Genomic DNA, 17,574 nt, shown 5'->3' with positions numbered 1-17,574 from the left:
ATTCAGGATGGACTGGCAGGCCAGCCTGGCTGGCCGTGGATCATGGCTGTGCGAAACGCTACACGGATTCCTCCCCTTGTTGCCGTAAAGGCAGTGGGCAGGAATCATCAGCGCCCTTGCGGGCAGCGGTTCGACCAGCATGGTCCGGCAGAATCCATTGCCGTGTTGATCTAAAAAAGCCCGTATTGGCGTAAGGGTCAACCGTGGAAATATGTGGCCCGGCAGGGCGGCTCCCCATCATGAAAAGTTTCAGGAGAACGCCTCCTTTCCGGGGGAAGGGGAGGCGCCCCAGAATCTTTTATTATTTCCCGGCCATCTTTTTCTGGCCTGCGGCTTCAGTATCCCCGCCGGGGGTCGCACAGCAGGGCGGGCCGCTCGTTGCGCTCCATCTGCCCGATCACTTCCACCACATAACGCGCCTGTGCCTCCCGCGAGGCTTCGGAGGCCACATGCGGGGTAATGGTCACGCGCTCATGGCGCCATAACGGATCATCGGGCGGCAGGGGTTCGGGCACCACCACATCAAGCACCGCGCCGCCGAGCACGCCCTCATCAAGCGCGCGGAGCAGGTCGGCCTGCACCACATGGTCGCCACGCCCCACATTGACCAATCCCGCCCCGCGCGGCAGTTGCGCCAGCAGGGCGTAATCGATCATGCCGCGTGTCTGCGGCGTGCTGGGCAGCAGGTTGACCAGAATATCCACCTCGCGCAAAAAATCAGGCAGCCCCTCCGGCCCGGCAAAGGTGCGGATGCCCGGCACTCTCTGCGCCGAACGCCGCCAGCCCGAAACCTGAAAGCCGACCTGTCGCAGCACGCGGCCCACATGGGCGCCCAGATGGCCCATGCCCATCATGCCAACACGGGTCTGGCTGCTGGTGCGCATGCTGGTGCGCGGGTTATGCCAGTGATGCGCATTTTGCTGCACCGCCCATGTCCGCGCCTCACGCAGCAGGCCGAGTGTCGCCCACAACACGTAATCGGCCATCAGGGCTGCTGTCTGCTCGCCCCCCATGCGCACGAGGGGCACATGGTGCGGAAAGGCCGGGTTGTCGAGCAGGTGATTGACCCCGGCCCCGGTGCAGATGATGGCCCGCATGCCCCCCATGCGCGCGAGATCATCTGCCGTGGGGTCCCATACCAGCGCATAATCGTCAGCCGTGATTTTCAGCGCCGGGTCATGCCATGCGGCAAGGGGCAGGTCGGGGGCGACGTGCCCAAAGGCCGCGCGCCATGCGGGCATGGCCGCGGGTCCGTCCGAGCTGATGACAAGCCTTGGCATTTCTTCTCCCATTCCGTGTCCTGCAGCCCTTCAGGCCGTCATGAGAGATTTACGGCCAGGTGGCATGGTCATGCAATGAGTTGCCACCACACCCTGCCATAACGGGCGACCCCTCGGCGCATCTGCTCGTGGCGCGCCATGAAGCCGGGGGCGATGTCATCGCGCAGGGTATGCATGCAGGATGATCGGGGGAGGGAGGGCAGGGCGGCACGTCAGCCAGTTCGGCTGTGTACTGTCGATAAACCAGCGATCCGGGAGCATGTGCCTGCGCCATCAGGGATACCGGTAATCCCGGGTTTGTTCTGGCCGCAGGCAGGCCGTGCCTGCCGGCACCGCCTGCCACGCAATACGGGGCGCAGGCCCGTCAGCTATTCGCGCCAAAGGCCGGGCGGGTTGATTCGAACAGGAACCATGTGCGGCGCTCGGTCTCGTCAATCCAGTTTTCAATCAGGCTGGCTGTCGCCACGTCATTGCCTTCGTCGCACACGGCATGCACGGCGCGCAGGCGCGCGGTCAGGGCCAGGTTATCCTCGCGCAGTTCAGACAGCATGTCCTCGGGGGTCACGTATTCAGCATCGTTATCGGCCACCCTGGTCAGGCGCGCGATCTCGCCCACCGAATGCAGGGTGTTGCCACCGATCTTGCGCGCGCGCTCGGCCAAGGGGTCGGTCATGGCGAAGATCTGGCTGCTCTGCTCATCCAGCAGCAGGTGATAATCGCGGAAATGGCGGCCGCTCATATGCCAGTGGAAGTTCTTGGTCTTGATATAAAGCGCGAAAACATCGGCCAGGACCGCCTTCAGCCCTGCCGCGATGTCACGCACCGCCTCGTGCGCGAGGTCGGTCGGCGTGCCGAGATAGGTCTGCACATGGGCGGCACCTGCTGCAACTGCCTTGTCTGTCATCATGATCTCCGTGGTCTGTCATCGGGTCGGACATGAACGCTGCGCTGCCGCAAGTGCTGCGTCAGCGCCCCTGCGCCCCAACGCATGGGGGGTGGCAGGGTTCATGCCTGCCGTTTGTGTATTGCAATTGATATGCGTTTGCATTATCAATTCACTTACTCACGGCGTTATCAGGCAGTTTTCCCAACCGTCGATTTCCCAGCACAGGGCCGTGAAAACTCATGCGGCATCGCCACCACGTTCCGGCGATGCCGCCCCTTTCCTTTCCCGCAGGGATCATGCCATGAGCGAGACAACAGGCTGCACGGCCGACTGGCACCTTGACCACTCCACCCCTGACCAGCTGCTGCATTACTTTGACCCCCATTACCCCTTTGCCCGGCAGGCCAATGTGCTGGCCCGGCGCTTCCGTGATGTGCAGGCATTGTGCGATGGCGGCGAGGCCACGCCCGCGCTGACCCGGCTGCGCAATGCGCTGGCGTTCCATCTCATCAAGCTGTCGCGGTGGTGGCGGTTTGATTTCTGTCCGCGCGGGGTCACGGGGGTGAACAACCCGCTGTTCCTCACCTACGTCAAGAACCATGCCGAACGCAGCGTGAATGATGAAAGCCTGCTCGATGTCTTTACCGCGCAGCGTTACATGCATGCGGGTGATGGCGGCCACATCTTCATACTGGGGCATGACCCGCGGAGCGATCCTACCATTTCCATTTTATATGGCGTGGACGGGCAGCGGGCGTTCCGGTTTGCCACCGGTTCGCATGGGGCCGAGCCTTTGTGGAACGGCCAGGCCTACCCTGATTTTGCCTCCGCGTGGCTTGCGGCGCGCGCGGTGCATGCGCTCGTTTGCGATAACAGCACGGACATGCATGAATTCGAGACCGCGCAGCGCGAGCATATGTGGGCGCGCACATGGCACCAGCAGCATTTTCATCGCAGCCGCAAGCTGCCGCTCATCCAGCTTTATGCGCAGGCTCAGGCGCAGCTTTCCAACTGCCAGTCGGCCTTTGGCCGCGCGGAAATGAAAACCGTGACCGACCGCCTGGCCTTCACCCTGGCGCAGACCGCCTTCCAGCGGCGTATGACCGTGGCCGACCTGATCGAGGAGAGCGACATGCTGGCCATCAACCTGCGTGCCGCCAACACCATAAAGCAGCGCGCACGCGCCTATGTGGCGACCTGCATCGACCCCATTCTGAAGCCCGAGATGGATATCCTGCTTGACCGCGTGGTCTCTTACGTGCCCCGGCGCTGCCCCTGAGCCTGCGCCCGCCTGCGGGCAGGGGGCGGCATGAAGGCCCGAGGCCCGATGCGCCCCGCCAGCAGGATAAATCGCGACGCGATCAGCGTGTCAGGGCCTTGAAATTGCGGGTCTGCTCGGTCAGCGCGACCTCAACCGGCAGGCGCTCCATGCTTGAGGCACCATAAAAGCCGTGGCAGTCCGGGCAGGCGGAGAGCACTTTCTGCGCATCGGCCGGCATGGCGATCGGCCCGCCATGGCATAGCGTGATGATGTCGGGGCGCACGCCGCGCGCGGCATCGATGATCGCGTTGATCTGCGTAATGCAATCATCCAGCGTCAGCGCCGTCTCCGCGCCGATGGCGCCCCCTGTGGTCAGCCCCATATGGGCCACCAGCACGTCAGCACCCGCTTTCGCCATGTCCACCGCCTGGGCGGGATCGAACACGTAGGGCGTGGTCAGCAGGTCCTTTTTGTGGGCGCGGGCGACCACATCCACCTCAAGGCTGTAGCTCATGCCGGTTTCCTCAAGGTTCTTGCGGAAATTGCCGTCAATCAGCCCCACGGTGGGAAAGTTCTGGATGCCCGAAAACCCGACCCGCTTCACATCATCAAGGAACACATCAAAATCCACGAACGGGTCGGTGCCGTTCACGCCGGCCAGCACGGGGGTGGTGGGCACCACGGGCAGCACCTCGCGCGCCATGTCCATCACGATCTGGTTGGCGTTGCCATAGGCCAGAAGCCCGGCCAGCGAGCCACGGCCCGCCATGCGGTACCGCCCGGAATTATAGATGACGATCAGGTCGATGCCGCCTGCCGCCTCGCATTTGGCGGACAGGCCGGTGCCCGCGCCACCGCCCACGATGGGCGTGCGCGCGGCGATCATGCTGCGAAAGCGGGCGAGGATCTCGCTACGGGGAATACGGGGCATCAGTGCTGGTCTCCATAAAGATGTAAAAATTCATGCGCCAGTGCCGCGGCAAAAGCCGGGTCATTGATCGCGTGGGGAAGGCGGATCAGCCTGCGGCGCGGGGTCTGCTCCAGTGTTTCGGCCAGCGCTGCATAAAAGGCTTCATCGGCGGCAGGGTCATGAAACGGGCCGCCGGGCTGGTCGAGCATGGAAAAACCGCCCTCGGGGTAGAGAAAGCGCACTTCGCCGGGGCAGCGGTTGAGCTGGTGGCCAATCATGTGGCCCATTGCCCGGCATTCCGCTTCATTCGTGCGCATCAGCGTGATCTGGGGGTTATGCTCCACAAACACGCGGCCCTTGTAATGGGCGGGCACGCTGGCGCGGACCCCGAAATTGACCATGTCCAGCCCGCCGCAACTGCCCACGTAAGGCAGCCCCGTGCGGATGACGGCGCCAAGCCGGTCGGCATCGCACGCAAAGATGCCGCCTGCCACGTAATCGCAGAATTCGGTCAGTGTCGTATCGATGAAGCCGCTGATCATCCCGTCATCGGCCAGCCGCTCCATGGCGCGGCCGCCGGTGCCCGTGGCATGGAACACAAGGCAGTCGAACCGGCTGGAAAGCTGGTGCACCACCTGCTCCACGCAGGGTGTGGTCACGCCAAACATGCTCAGGCCGATGGCGGGGCGCGGGTCGGGCACGGGGCGGCAGGGGGTGCGCGCCATGCCCGCCATGGCGTGGGCCGCATTGCCCAGCACCACGCGCGAGATGCGGTTGAGCCCCTCCATGTCCGTAACGGGATAGAGCATGGCAATGTCGGCGCCCCCCACATAGGGCGCGGTATTGCCCGAGGCCACGGTCGAGACCACCAGCTTGGGCAGGCCGATGGGCAGCGCCTGCAGGGCAGGCGACACCAGCGCCGTGCCGCCCGAGCCCCCAATGGCCAGCACGCCACGCATATCGGTACGCGCGCGCAAAAATACACACAGCGCCTCGGCCATGGCCGCTATGGCCCGCCCCCGGTCACCACAGAAAACGTAGCCTTCCCCCTTCGGGTGGCAGCGCGCGACCATGCGGGCGCTGATATCGGCCACGTGCCCCGCCTGCCGCGTGCCGATATCGACAATCAGCGCGGGTACCCCGCTCTCGCGCAGGGTCTGGCGCAGATAGGTCAGTTCGGCCTGCTTGGTGTCGCAGGTGCCCAGAATGTAAACATGGCTTGAATTCATGTCATGCCTCCGCGCGCTGGCGGGCCAGCAGGGCAAGCACAATGCCCGCGCCCAGCGTGGCGCACGCCCCGCCCAGCCCGAACACGACCGCGTAGCCACACCGGTCAGCCAGCAGCCCCGCCAGCGGGCCGGTGGCTCCATAGGCCAGGTCCTGAAACGCCGCGAAGCCGCCCAGTGCCGTGGCCCGCATGGCAGGCGCCACCAGCCGCACCACCTCGACCCCAAGGGCGGGGAACACCATGGAGCACCCCGCCCCGGTCAGCAACGCGCCCGCCAGCGCCAGCATGGGCGAGGGAGCGGCCCAGAGCAGGTATTGACCCGCGGCCTCGACCACCAGCGAGAGCAGCGCCACCCGCAGCCCGCCAATCCGGTCAGGCAAGTGCCCGCACACAAAGCGCCCGGCCACGAAGGCCGTGCCAAAACAGGTCAGCCCCAGCCCGGCGCCGGGCCAGTGGGCGTGGATGAAGCGCAGCGGCAGGAACGCGCCCAGTGCGGCAAAGCCCACGCCCTGAAGGGCCACCGCCATGCCCAGCCAGAGGATTGTGCCCAGAACGTGCCAGAATGGTGGCCTGCCACCCGCATGCGTCGGGGTGGCGGGTATGGTGTGTACCAGCGCCAGTCCTGCCAGCGGCAGCAGGGCGGAGAGGCCCATGAGCACGCCCAGCCCCGCCTGCTGGTACAGCGCCAGACCGATCGGGCCGCCCACGGCAAAGGCGCCGTACATGGCCGCCCCCGTCCAGGCCAGCACGCGGCCCGCGCGCGCCTGCCCCACCAGGCCGATGCCCCAGCCCAGCATGCCCACGATGGTCAGGCTTTCGCCCACGCCCAGCAGGAGCCTGCCCGCGATCAGGACGGCGTAGCGTGCGCCGGCGTGCAGGCCGGGCAGGGCGGCGAGGGCGCAGATCAGGCTGGCGGCCCCATACACCATCAGCCCCGTGCGCATGCATGGCCGGCCGCCTTTCGTATCCGCCATCTGGCCTGCATGGTTGCGGCTGAGAATGGTGGAAAAGAAGGCAATGCCCACGGCAAGCCCCGCCAGTCCGTTGCCGTAACCCGGCCAGTGCAGCACGGCCACCGGAATGGCGGCGAGCGGCAGGGCCACGGCCATGTAGGCCAGGAACAGCGCCATGGCGAGGCGACCAAGGTGGCGCAGTGATGCGGCCTCAGAGTTCACGGGTAATATGTACCTGCAGCGGCGCGGCCAGTGCCGTGGCGAACACGGCCTTCATGGCCTGGAAGTGCGGTGTCTGTTCATGGGCCACGAGGGCCTCGGGGCTGGCCCAGCGCTCGACAAACACGAAAACGGCCGGGTCGTTGATGTCACGGTGGCACTGGTAGGACAGGTTGGCCGCTTCCTGCCGCGACAGCGCCACGCAATGGCGGATGGCCTCAAGCGCCGCCGTTTCGTGCTCCGGCAGGATGCGGAGCGTTGCAATGACCGTGATGGGCTGCGCTGTCATGACAATATCCTCGCCAGATGTGTTGCATGGTGTGGCGAGCATAGGGTGGTGTGACACTTTTCTTCCACGAAGAAAGTGTCACGTGACACTATTGTCCATGCCATCAAGCACATGGCGCAGCCGGTGCAGCGCCTCGCGCAGGGCGGGCAGGGGTGTCGGGCCAAGGCACAGGCGGATGCCCGCCTGGGCATTGGCATCCGCGCAGGTCATGAAGGGCTGGGGCAGGCTCACTGTCACGCCCTGTTTCGCAGCCTCCGCCCCGAACCACTGCGCGCGGGCCAGGGGCATGGACATCCACGCATGAAAGGCATCATAGGGTGGTGGCGCAAGGTGCGGGCCAAGCACGGACCGGGCCAGTGCGCGGCGTCGTCCCGCCTCGCCACGCAGCGACTGCCGCACGGAGGCCGCCGTGCCATCAAGCATCCACTGCGCCATCATGGCATAGGAGAGTGGCGCGATCATGAGCGATGCGCTGAGCAGCGCCTCACGGGCCGCCTGCATGAACCCCTGTGGCGGGGCCAGTGCGCCAATGCGCAGGCCGGGGCTGAGGGTCTTTGACAGGCTGCTGACATAAAAGGTCCGCTCCGGCGCCAGCGTTACCAGCGGGGGCAGCGTGGCATCCTGCACGCAGTCATAGACATCATCTTCAATAATCAGCGCATCATGGCGGCGGCACAGGTGGGTGATGGCGTGCCTACGCTCCGTGCCCATGGTGGCGGTGGTGGGGTTGTGCATGGTGGGCGTGACATAGAGCAGGCAGCGCCCGGGTGTATGCTGGCGCAGGGCGTGCGCCAGCGCTTCGGGCAACAGGCCCTGCGTATCCATTGGCAGGCCCTGCACATCCATGCCCGCCTGCCGGGCGAGGGTGAGCATGCCGGGATAGGTCAGGGCCTCGGTCAGCATGATGGGGGCGGTCCTGCGCGCGGCGGTCAGGGCCACGCCAAGGGCCTGCTGCGCCCCGCTGGTCAGCAGCAACTGGTCGGGCGATAACGCCACGCCGAGTTCGGCCAGCCAGTGGGCCATGATGCGCCGGTGCTCGATATGGCCCGCCACGGGCGGATAGACATTGAACAGCGCCGGATCAACCGAACGGGCAAGGCGGGCCAGCGTGCGGGCCAGTGCGCGGTCGCTGAACATGGGCGGCGGCATGTTGGCCGAAAGGTCAAGAACCGGCCCCGTGCCGTTGGGGCTGGCGGCGATAAAGGTGCCCCGCCCGCGCACGCTGCGCACCAGCCCGCGGCGCTCAAGTGTGGCATAAGCCCGCGTAACGCTGCCAATGCCGATGCCAAGCTGCCAGGCCAGCGGGCGGTGCGCGGGCAGGCGGTCGCCTGATTGCAGTCGGCCGCCAAGGATGTCACCGGCCAGGGCATCGGCCAGCCGTTCGGCGGGGGAGCCGTCGCCTGCGGGCAGGCGCGGCTGCCATGGGGAGCGCAGGCGCATGGCGTGACAGATCTGAATCCTGTTGGGGTGGCCCAGCCATAGCAGGTCGGGGCAGGGGGCGGAACCGGTGCTTGGCGCGCGCCACTTTTTGGCACCCGATATGACGCGGTCAATATGATGCGGCTGGTGCCCCCACGTCCTTGCCCGGTGCGATGCGGGAGGACTGCTGGCAGCGGCGCGAAAAAGCGGCTTTGGACCATGCCGGAGGGCCCGAGGGGCGAACGGGGGATGACGGCGCGGCCGCTGCAGGTCATGGCGGTGGGCATGCCGGGGTTTTGCGCGTGCATGGGGCTGAACGGGTATTGGTGGGGTCATTGATGCCGGGCGCGAGACTGGTGCCGCAGGTGATGGTCAGTCCGTATGCCACGCTGCCGAGAGGCGCGTGCGGGCGGCGCGGCGGATGGCCCCGATGAGGATTGCCAATGCACCTTCTGTAATTATCGCACATATAATATTTTAATGCCGCGTTATGCCCGCTATAGGCGGTGCGGTGGTCCGTCTGGCGCACGGGGGTTGGGTCGTGCTGCATGATGGGGCACGATGCGGGGTGCCTTTAACGGAATGATGTTCATCATGCGCTTTCCCCGCCGTATCCGCCCCTTTGCCATGGTTGGGCTCTGCGCAGGCATGGCCTGCACGCCTGCGTTCCCCGCCCCGGCGCTGATGCCGCAGCCCGTGCAGTACCAGCCGCAGGGCGGCGGCCTGCTGCTTGCGGGCGGGGTGCAGGTGCAGTGGCAGGGCGTGCGCTCGCCCCTGCTGGAGCGCGCGGTGGCGCGTTTCGAACAGCGCCTGGCCGCCCTGAGCGCACGCCCGGCGGTGGCAGGCATGCCTCCGGGGCTGGTGCTGCGCATCAACTGCCAGCATGCCGACCCGGATATGCTGTCGGTTCGCATGCGCGAGCACTACCAGCTGCGCACCGGCGCCGATGGCGCGACGCTGGTGGCCGATGGCCCGGCGGGCGTGCTGCGCGGGCTGGCCACGCTGCTGCAACTCGTTGAACCCGGGGCGGCGGGGCCGGCGCTGGACGGGGCCGAGATTGATGACAGCCCGCGCTTTGCATGGCGCGGCCTGATGGTGGATGTCAGCCGCCATTTCATGTCGCCTGAGGCCCTTGAGCGGCAGCTCGACATGATGGAACTGACCAAGCTCAACGTGCTGCACCTGCATCTGTCTGACGGGCAGGGCTTCCGGGTGGAAAGCCGGGTCTATCCGCGCCTGCAGCAGGTGGCGTCGCACGGGCAATACTATACCCAGCAGCAGGTGCGCGACCTTGTGGCCTCTGCTGCTGATCGCGGCATCCGCATCGTGCCGGAATTCGATGCGCCGGGCCACAGCTACGCCATGCTGCTGGCCTATCCGCAATATGCCGCCCAGCCCGTCACGGCCCCGCTCGACCCCAAACGGGTGGTGCGTGCCGCATTCGACCCCACAAACCCCGATACCTATGTGTTTCTGGCCCGGCTCTACCATGAAATGGCGGCCCTGTTCCCTGATGCCTATTTTCATGTGGGCGGTGATGAGGTGCGGCCTGATGAATGGACGGCAAACCCCCGCATCACCGCTTTCATGCAGCAGCATGGCTATGCCGGCGCCACGGCCCTGCAGGCCGCCTTTACCCGCCGCGTGCAGGCCATCGTGGCGCATGAGGGCAAGACCATGATGGGCTGGGATGAACTGCTTGATGCGCCAGCTTCCCCCGGCATCGTGATCGAGCCGTGGCGTGGCTCGCGCTATACGGCGCAGGCCACGGCGGCGGGGCATCCGGTCGTGGTCTCGGCTGGGTATTATCTTGACCTGCTGCTGCCTGCGGCTGCGTATTACCGTGTTGACCCGCTGGACCCGCTGGGCAATGGGCTGCCGCCCGATCAGGTGGCGGCAGCCCACGCACCGGCGCTTGCGCCCTTTGCCCTCGATCCCGCCGCCTCCATGACCACGGCGCAGGATGGGCTGGTGATGGGGGCTGAGGCGGCGTTATGGACCGAGATCGTGAGCGAGGAGATGCTCGATGCCCGCCTGTGGCCGCGCGCGGCAGCCCTGGCCGAGCGCTTCTGGTCGCCCGCCGCCGTGCGTGATGAGGATGCATTGGCCCGCCGCCTGCCCGTGGTGCAGGCGGAGCTGGACATGCTGGGCAACCGCGCCGCAACCGACCGCCACCGCATGATGGCGCGCCTCGCCCCTGATGGCATTGCCCCGCTTGCCACCCTGCTGGCCGTGACCACTCCGGTGCGCAATTATGCGCTCAACCATGTATTTGGCCCGAGCCACGTCGCCGCCACATCCACCCCGCCGGCGCTGGACCGGGTGGCTGATATGGCTACGCCCGACAGTTTTCAGGCCGCCGCCTTCACGCGCGACGTGGCCGCCTATGTAGGCGGCCAGCATGACCTTGCGCCCGGCCTGCGCGCCCGGCTGGAAACCTGGCGCGATAACGATACGCGCCTGCGCCAGGTCGTGGCGACCCGCCCGGCCCTGCGCGAGGCCCTGCCTGCATCGGGCCAGCTTGCGGAACTGGCTTCAGTGGGGCTGTATGCGCTCGATGGCACGCTGGCCGCGCATCAGGTGCAGGTGCAAGCGGTGCTCCAGACGGCGCAGGCCCAGTTCGCCGCCTCGGCATCGATGCTGGCGGTGCGCACAAGTGCGCAGCCGGCAGGCGACCTGCTCCAGGCCATTACGCCCGGTATTGCAGGCCTTGTGCAGGGGCATATGTAAAAACAGAGGTTTTTAATGAAGCGTTTTGCAAAAAAAAAGCTTCAGAAAAACGCTGTCAAAACTTTCATTCCTGCCCTGTCGCAGGCGTTATCACGAAGGGGATGGGCGCCATTACGCGCGCCTGCGCGTGGTTGTGGCGCGGATATAGAAGGCGGTGGTGACAACCAGCCCCACCACCCATGATATGTCCACCCCATGCAGGCGGCGGGCCAGGCTGCCGGTATGAAACCCGTTCTGCATGAAGGGCACTTCAATGGCGATGCCGATGCCATAGGCGCACAGGGCGGGGATGTTGCAATAGCCATACGCCCCGCCATCGCGGCGGAAAAACGAGGCGACATCATAACGGCCACGGCGCAGCAGGTAGTAATCAGTCAGGTTGATGGCGGTCCACGGCACCATGATGGCCATGAGCAGGTCAAGGAAGGCGGCGTAGGATTTCATGAAACTGTCGGCCATGCCCAGCGCCATGCCCAGCGCAATCGCCACCAGCGTGCAGGTTACGACAAGGCGTTCGCGCAGGGCGGCCCGCCAGTCCGGCACGAAGGTCTGGAGCACGGTTATGGCCGAGAGCGCGCCGCCATACAGGCTCATGGCGTTGCCAAGGGCGATGGAAAGCGACAGCACGATCATGACCGGTGTGGCCTGCCGCCCCGCCAGGTGCGCCAGCGTGGTGGCGACCGATACGCCTGGGCCCTGCAATGCGACCATGCAGCCCAGTATCATGGACAGCGCCGTGCCCACGACCGTGCCGATATAAGTGGTGAGGAAGGCGGTGCGGCGACCGGCTTCATCGGCGGGCAGGTAGCGCGATGAATCCGATACATAGGGCGCATAGGCGATCTGCCACAGCGCCGCGGTGGAAAAGGTGCTGAAAAAACCCGCGACCGAGCCATGCATGTCGCGCAGCGTGCCGGGGGGAAAGGCTTCATAGCCCAGCCACAGGCAGTATAATATGACCGCCCCCGCCACCCAGCTGACCAGCTTCGACCAGGCATGGATGGTGTGGTAGCCCATGCAGCACGGCACGAGGCTCAGCACGGCAATGAGCAGGATCGCGCTGCGCCGCCCGGTCATGGGCAGGGCGGCATAAAGCGCCTGGCCCCCCACCACGAAGTTCGAGGCCACGAAGCCGATATACATGAGCACGACGAGGCCGATGATGGGCACCGCGCCATAAAAGCCGAACTGGCCCCGGCTCTGCACCATCTGCGGCACGCCCAGCATGGGCCCCTGGGCGGCATGCAGCGCCATGAACACGGCCCCCGCCAGGTTACCAAGTATGACGGCAATGGTCGACCACGTGAATGACAGCCCGAACAGCCCCGGCCCGAGTGCTCCGGTCACGACCGTGAGCAGGGTCAGGTTGGTGCTGAACCAGACCGCGAACAGGTCGCGCGCGCGGCCGTGGCGCTGGTCGGGTGGGATCTGGTGTATGGTGTGGGTTTCAAACGCCGTGCTCATCAAACACGTTATGCCTGAGGAACGGCCTTATGGATATATGCCCACCACGATATTGATCGCTTTGCGTTACGATCTGTCCGTGCCGCCACCACGGAGGCGGCACGACGGCACGAGGCAGGTCGTTACTGGAACGGATTGCCCGAATAGGACGGCGCGGTATAGCCCGCGGGCGGCACGACGTAATGCGGCGCGGTATAGGTGGGGGCATGGCTGGGGGCACCGAGCGCGCCGGGGGCGGAAAGGCCTTCCTGTGCGGGCATGGAACCGCTTGTCATGCCTGTGCCTGTGCCTGTGCCTGTGCCTGTGCCTGTGCCTGTGCTGATATCCGTCGGTGTGGTCTGCAGGGGCGGATAATCCGTGGTGGCCGCAGGGGCCGCGGTGCCTGCGCCACGATAGTCATAGGCCGGATCGCTGCTGGTGGGGAGGCGGCCGGCCGGTGCCCTGAGCGCCCCGGTGGGGTCATAATCGGTGGCGGAATAGCGGCCCACGCAGTTCTTGCCACGTTCGGCGGTGTGAATGGCCTCAAGCTGGCCCTTCAGTTCGCCAATTTCCTTGTGCCTGTCACCGCCTGCGCTGCCCACGGGCACGCCGATCAGGGCAACCCCCCATGCATCGGACTGGTGCATGCGGCGTTGATGCATCTCGGCTGACGCGAGGTTTTGCGTATCCATCTGGTCCATCTGGGCCAGTTGGGCGCAGCTCTGGCGCATGAAGGGTTCGGGACTGGTATATTGTGCGCTGATATCCGATGGATTGGCGGCGCATCCAGCCATACCCAGAACACTCAGGCACAGGAGGGTCTTTTTCATAGGTTTCCTGTCAGTCGGTCAATGTTACTTGATGTAACAGACGCCGGGCCGTCAACCCCACAGGAAAAATCGGGAGGCTGTGTTGTCCGGGCCTGTCCGCCGATACTGCATGAAGATTAAGACCCCCCTGTTCTTGTGGCGTTAACAGACCGGGAAGCGGGTGTGGCATTCGCTTCATTGTGATCGTATTTGCCACAACGTCATGCGTCATGCATGCGATGGATGATGCACAAAGTCGCAGGCGCTGCCTGGTTTTGAAAAGAAGCTGCGCCAGAATTTTGCTTGTGATTGCTGGGGGATGTTGGAGGCATCACCGGCGATGTGTCATTGAAGCCAGCCAGCGCGTTGCAAAATCACGTTGCTGCTGCACCGTTCCAATCCTGTCGGGCGGGGCATAATCAAATATATCGACGATATTGCTGCGATCCGCCTGTTCCCCATGCCTGATGACATAGGCTTTCCTGCCACCGTCATCTTCTGGCTCTGATCAGTGAGTCCTGACCCTGTTCAATTATGGTTATTCAAAACCGATCATAAGATTTCAAAATAAAATAGTATACTCAATATAGGTGCCCGCTGTATTGGAGCAGGGAATATAAAATGTCTGATAATCTGGGCGTATCGCCTGCACCCATTATCGTGGTGGCCCATCTCAATGCCCGCCTCCAGCCATTCCAGCGTGGTCACTTCCTTGAAGACCCGCTGGATGCCATCCTTAAAAAGATGGGTATTGGCGAAGTAATGGGTGGGGGCACGGCCCTTGCCCCTGATCCGGTTGGTGTTTCAGCCTGCGATGTGGAAATCGCAGTAAAGGATGGGTCGGAAACCGTGCTGAAGCAGGTCATGCAGGCTCTTGACCTGCTTGGCGCGCCAAAGGGGGCGGAACTGCGCCTGCCGGACGGGGCTGCGCCCATCGCGTTTGGCGTGATGGAGGGCATGGCCATTTTCATGAACGGCACCGACCTGCCAGCCGAAACCTATGCCCGGTCTGATATCAATAAAACAATCGAGGGACCGAGTGCGGCACTTGGCCAGAAAGGGGAGCTGCGTGGTTACTGGGAAGGCGATAGCGAGACCGCGCTTTATTTCTACGGTAGCAGTTTTGCAGCCATGCAGGCGGTGGTTGCCGACTGCATTCAGTCCGATCCCCTTTGCGCCCGGTGCCGCATTGAGCAGATTGCATAAGTGCAATGGGATATGTGCCCGTATCCATGTAAAAAATGATACCCGGATATTAATCCAGCCATAATGGAAAAGTTTTTGGTGAAGATTTTTGCAAAAAGCTTCAAATAACGCTGCCCCCAATAAATATTGCTGCACATGGCGCACAAGCCCCTCTGGCCCCTGCGCCTACCGCCCCGGCTGGTTGGTGGCGTAATCGCTGATGCCCCACAGCCGGTCATGCACGGCGCGGTAATAGGCGCGTTCATCATAAAGCGGCACGTCAAGGTTCAGGTCACGCGCGGTCAGGCGGCCAATGGCGGCGGTGGCCTGATAGGACGAGATGACAAGATTGCCCGCGCTGCGCACCAGCGCAATCTGGGCCTGGAGCAGGGTCTCCTGCTGCTGGAGCACGGAAAGCGTTGAGGTGGTGCCCACCATCACCTGTCGCTGCATGCCGTGCAGGGCTGTGGCATCGGCCTCGACGGCGGCGCGATTGCTTTCTATCGCGGCGCGGTTGGCCTGCATGCGCTGCCAGCTTGCCGCGGCGAGTTGCACGGCGGCGCGGCGCTTTACATCCACCGTATGGGTGGCCTCATTGGCCTGCTGGCGGGCCATGCGCACGGCGGCATACTCGCCCCCACCCTGATAAAGCGGCATGGAGGCATTGACGAGGGCATATTTGTTATTGTTGAGCGAGCGGCCCTCATCCTGGTTGATGCCATGCATATAGGCCGCCTGCGCGCTGACCGTGGGCATGAGGGCGGCAAAGGCCACGCCTACGGCATCCTTTTTTGCCGCCTCGTCAAACAGGGCGCCAATCACGTCGGGGTTGTTCTGCACGGCCTGCGTCATGGCGTCCTGCTCGGTATGAAGCGGCAGGACAAGGGGCTGGGGCAGGGCAAGGTTGTCTGGTGCGTCAACGCCCACAACCTGCCGGTAGGTGGCGCGATCGGCCTGCAGGGTGCCTTCGGCCAGTTGCCGCACCGCGCGGGCATTGGCCAGGGCACCTGCGGCCTGCGCCACATCGGTGTGGGTGATCTCGCCGCCATGCGCGCGCAGTTCGGTGGCATGAAGCTGGGCGGCGTAAACCTGCTCGTTATTGATGTCGATGCGCAGGATCTGCTCATCCTCCACCACATTGACGTAGGCGCTGACCACATCGGAGAAGACCTGCTCCTCAGCCGCGATCAGCCGCGCGCGCTCGGCCATGACCGCATGGCGGGCCTTGTGCGTGCCAGCCGTGGTCTTGCCGCCGGTATAGATGGGCTGCGAAATGCTCACGCCGCCGGAATAGCCGGGGCTGTCATAGCGGCGGGCATAGCCGCTTTCCCCCGATGAGGGTTCCATGCGCATCAGGCCGGAATAATAGGACATGCTCGCCGTGCCCGTAATCGTGGGCCGCCAGCCGCCCAGGGCCTGGGGCACCTGCTCATCGGTTGCGCGCAGGGTCGCGCGTTCCTGCCGCAGCACCGGGTTGCCCAGATAGGCCGCGGCAAGGGCCGCATCCAGCGTGCGTGGCTCCTCCACCGCCTGCGGCACGCGCGCCAGCGCCGTGCCGCTGCACAGGAGGGCCGCACTCCCCGCCCCGATTGCCCAGTTTCCCTTCATGTCCGCCCCTGCCAGCCAGATATGCCAGGCGGACCCATGCCAGCCCGCCCCGACCCGTCTTAGCCGCAGGATGTTGCGTGGGGGTTAACCGGCTAGAACACGAAGGCGGGGGCAGGAGCCAGCTCGGGCAGCAGGGGCACGGCCGCCTCGAACAGGGGCTGCACCGCGCTGCCCTGCGCTGTCGCGGCGATACGGCTGACCGATGTCACGCCCGATGCGGGCGCGATGGCGGCGATGATGCGCCCGCCCTGTGCAAGCTGGTCCACAAGGACCTGCGGCACGGCGCGCACCGCGCCATCGATGAAGATCAGGTCATACGGCGCCGAGGCCGGTGCCCCCTTGACCAGCGGCCCGTCGCACCACTGCACGCCGGGCGCGCAGGCGGCGCACAGGGCCTTGCCCATGGTGGCCAGTCGCGGGTCGGATTCGAGGGCGGTGACATGCAGTTCAAGCGTCATCGCGCCCAGCAGGGCCGCGAGGTAGCCCGTGCCCGCCGCAACCACCAGCACCCGCTCGCCGTGCCGCAGGTCGGCCACCTGCAGCATGCGCCCCGTCACCCGTGGCTCGGTCAGGTAGCGTCCCTCGCCAAGTGGCAGGCTCTGGTCGCAATAGGCGAAGGCCCGCAGCGCATCGGGCACGGCGCGCTCACGCGGGACAGTGCGCATGGCGGCGATAATCGTGGCATCGCCCACCTGCGAGGGGCGAATCTGGGCATCGACCATGCGCTGCCGGGCCGTGACAAAATCGAGGGGCGCGTAATCGGGGTCTGTCCTGTCCATGATGTTTCCTTGAAACACGCTGCCCCATAGGGGGCTGAAGCCGCAACCCGGCCGGACGGGCGAAAATTTTTCCGGCTTTTTTGTATTTATGCGCCGCTTTGATCGGGAAACAACCAGAACGCTGCACACAACGGCTTGACCTGAGATGCATTTCAGCGGATATACGCCCCTGCAGCGCCGAGGTCTGGTGGCAGAATGGTGATGCAGCGGACTGCAAATCCGCGAATGTGGGTTCGATTCCCGCCCAGACCTCCAATCCTTCCCTGACAGGGAAGGACAATCGTTGACACAACCCCCGAAAATCTGCCGTTTTCTTCCCTCTGGCTGTGACAGCCGATGACAGGGAGAGACGCCGAATGACAGGCAAAGTGGGGGTATCCGTGGGGGTATCGCCAACACGTTGGGCGCACCATCCTTGGCCCCGGCCCTCCGGCCCTGCCGTCTTCACCATCAGCACATGATCGGCCTTCGGGCATAAAGATTGCGGGGGCAGGCGTTCCCTTCGCGCCGGTTTGGGGTATATCTGCCCGTGGCCGGGCGCGTTGTCCTGCCCTGCGTCTGATTATGGTGGATCT

The 17,574-nt window shown here is 64.9% G+C and carries 15 protein-coding genes, 1 tRNA gene and 1 riboswitch; of the genes, 4 read left to right on the top strand and 12 right to left on the bottom strand.

Features of this window, described 5'->3' with window-relative positions:
* Positions 1 to 91: 91 nt before the first annotated feature.
* A riboswitch (Fluoride riboswitch) is annotated at positions 92 to 171 on the bottom strand.
* Between the two features lie 164 nt (positions 172 to 335).
* Both DV027_RS08005 and DV027_RS08000 read right to left on the bottom strand, forming a co-directional pair.
* Entirely contained in the window at positions 336 to 1,280 is a 945-nt protein-coding gene (locus DV027_RS08005; RefSeq protein WP_130731344.1) for a 2-hydroxyacid dehydrogenase, read from the bottom strand.
* Between the two features lie 364 nt (positions 1,281 to 1,644).
* Positions 1,645 to 2,187, bottom strand: a complete 543-nt coding sequence (locus DV027_RS08000; protein WP_130731343.1) for a Dps family protein — start codon at positions 2,185 to 2,187, stop codon at positions 1,645 to 1,647.
* 280 nt (positions 2,188 to 2,467) lie between these two features.
* Between DV027_RS08000 and DV027_RS07995 the strand changes: the two genes are divergently transcribed.
* Positions 2,468 to 3,445 (top strand): hypothetical protein, encoded by a 978-nt coding sequence (locus DV027_RS07995; protein ID WP_130731342.1) that lies wholly within the window; start codon positions 2,468 to 2,470, stop codon positions 3,443 to 3,445.
* Between the two features lie 82 nt (positions 3,446 to 3,527).
* On the opposite strand, the gene DV027_RS07990 is transcribed toward DV027_RS07995, so the two are convergent.
* From DV027_RS07990 to DV027_RS07965, 6 genes are all read right to left on the bottom strand, one after another.
* Complete coding sequence (locus DV027_RS07990) at positions 3,528 to 4,358, bottom strand: phosphoenolpyruvate hydrolase family protein (protein WP_130731341.1); 831 nt, start codon at positions 4,356 to 4,358, stop codon at positions 3,528 to 3,530.
* Positions 4,358 to 5,566, bottom strand: a complete 1,209-nt coding sequence (locus DV027_RS07985) for a Tm-1-like ATP-binding domain-containing protein (RefSeq protein WP_130731340.1) — start codon at positions 5,564 to 5,566, stop codon at positions 4,358 to 4,360. The genes DV027_RS07990 and DV027_RS07985 overlap by 1 nt, the downstream gene beginning before the upstream one ends.
* Before the next feature lies 1 nt (position 5,567).
* The gene (locus tag DV027_RS07980) at positions 5,568 to 6,695 is read right to left on the bottom strand and encodes an arabinose transporter (protein ID WP_408884458.1); all 1,128 of its coding nucleotides are present in this window, start codon (positions 6,693 to 6,695) and stop codon (positions 5,568 to 5,570) included.
* A gap of 34 nt (positions 6,696 to 6,729) precedes the next feature.
* Complete coding sequence (locus DV027_RS07975) at positions 6,730 to 7,026, bottom strand: putative quinol monooxygenase (protein ID WP_130731338.1); 297 nt, start codon at positions 7,024 to 7,026, stop codon at positions 6,730 to 6,732.
* Between the two features lie 78 nt (positions 7,027 to 7,104).
* A complete protein-coding gene (locus DV027_RS07970; RefSeq protein WP_130731337.1) occupies positions 7,105 to 8,466 on the bottom strand; it encodes an aminotransferase-like domain-containing protein in 1,362 nt (453 codons plus the stop codon).
* A 250-nt stretch (positions 8,467 to 8,716) separates the two neighbouring features.
* On the bottom strand, positions 8,717 to 8,995 hold the full coding sequence (locus DV027_RS07965; RefSeq protein ID WP_130731336.1) for a hypothetical protein: 279 nt from the start codon (positions 8,993 to 8,995) through the stop codon (positions 8,717 to 8,719).
* A gap of 44 nt (positions 8,996 to 9,039) precedes the next feature.
* Here DV027_RS07965 and DV027_RS07960 point away from each other — a divergent pair, with 44 nt between their 5' ends.
* On the top strand, positions 9,040 to 11,175 hold the full coding sequence (locus DV027_RS07960; protein WP_130731335.1) for a beta-N-acetylhexosaminidase: 2,136 nt from the start codon (positions 9,040 to 9,042) through the stop codon (positions 11,173 to 11,175).
* 111 nt (positions 11,176 to 11,286) lie between these two features.
* Here the strand turns inward: DV027_RS07960 and DV027_RS07955 are convergent, their stop codons facing one another.
* Positions 11,287 to 12,639, bottom strand: a complete 1,353-nt coding sequence (locus tag DV027_RS07955) for a purine-cytosine permease family protein (protein WP_130731334.1) — start codon at positions 12,637 to 12,639, stop codon at positions 11,287 to 11,289.
* 122 nt (positions 12,640 to 12,761) lie between these two features.
* Positions 12,762 to 13,448, bottom strand: a complete 687-nt coding sequence (locus DV027_RS07950; RefSeq protein WP_130731333.1) for a hypothetical protein — start codon at positions 13,446 to 13,448, stop codon at positions 12,762 to 12,764.
* A gap of 600 nt (positions 13,449 to 14,048) precedes the next feature.
* On the opposite strand from DV027_RS07950, the gene DV027_RS07945 reads away from it, so the two are divergent.
* Positions 14,049 to 14,633: a hypothetical protein gene (locus DV027_RS07945; RefSeq protein ID WP_130731332.1), complete on the top strand. Its 585-nt coding sequence runs from the start codon at positions 14,049 to 14,051 to the stop codon at positions 14,631 to 14,633.
* 165 nt (positions 14,634 to 14,798) lie between these two features.
* Here DV027_RS07945 and DV027_RS07940 read toward each other — a convergent pair whose 3' ends face one another.
* Both DV027_RS07940 and DV027_RS07935 read right to left on the bottom strand, forming a co-directional pair.
* Positions 14,799 to 16,220 carry a TolC family outer membrane protein gene (locus DV027_RS07940; protein WP_130731331.1) on the bottom strand — a complete coding sequence of 474 codons (1,422 nt, stop codon included), beginning with the start codon at positions 16,218 to 16,220 and terminating at the stop codon, positions 14,799 to 14,801.
* Positions 16,221 to 16,312: 92 nt separating this feature from the next.
* The gene (locus DV027_RS07935) at positions 16,313 to 16,999 is read right to left on the bottom strand and encodes a protein-L-isoaspartate O-methyltransferase family protein (protein WP_130731330.1); all 687 of its coding nucleotides are present in this window, start codon (positions 16,997 to 16,999) and stop codon (positions 16,313 to 16,315) included.
* Positions 17,000 to 17,180: 181 nt separating this feature from the next.
* On the opposite strand from DV027_RS07935, the gene DV027_RS07930 reads away from it, so the two are divergent.
* Positions 17,181 to 17,254, top strand: a tRNA-Cys gene (locus DV027_RS07930).
* The last annotated feature ends 320 nt before the right edge of the window (positions 17,255 to 17,574 follow it).

Source organism: Komagataeibacter xylinus (assembly GCF_004302915.1).
Classification (GTDB): Bacteria; Pseudomonadota; Alphaproteobacteria; order Acetobacterales; family Acetobacteraceae; genus Komagataeibacter; species Komagataeibacter xylinus_C.
This window is presented reverse-complemented; position numbering and strand designations above follow the sequence as displayed.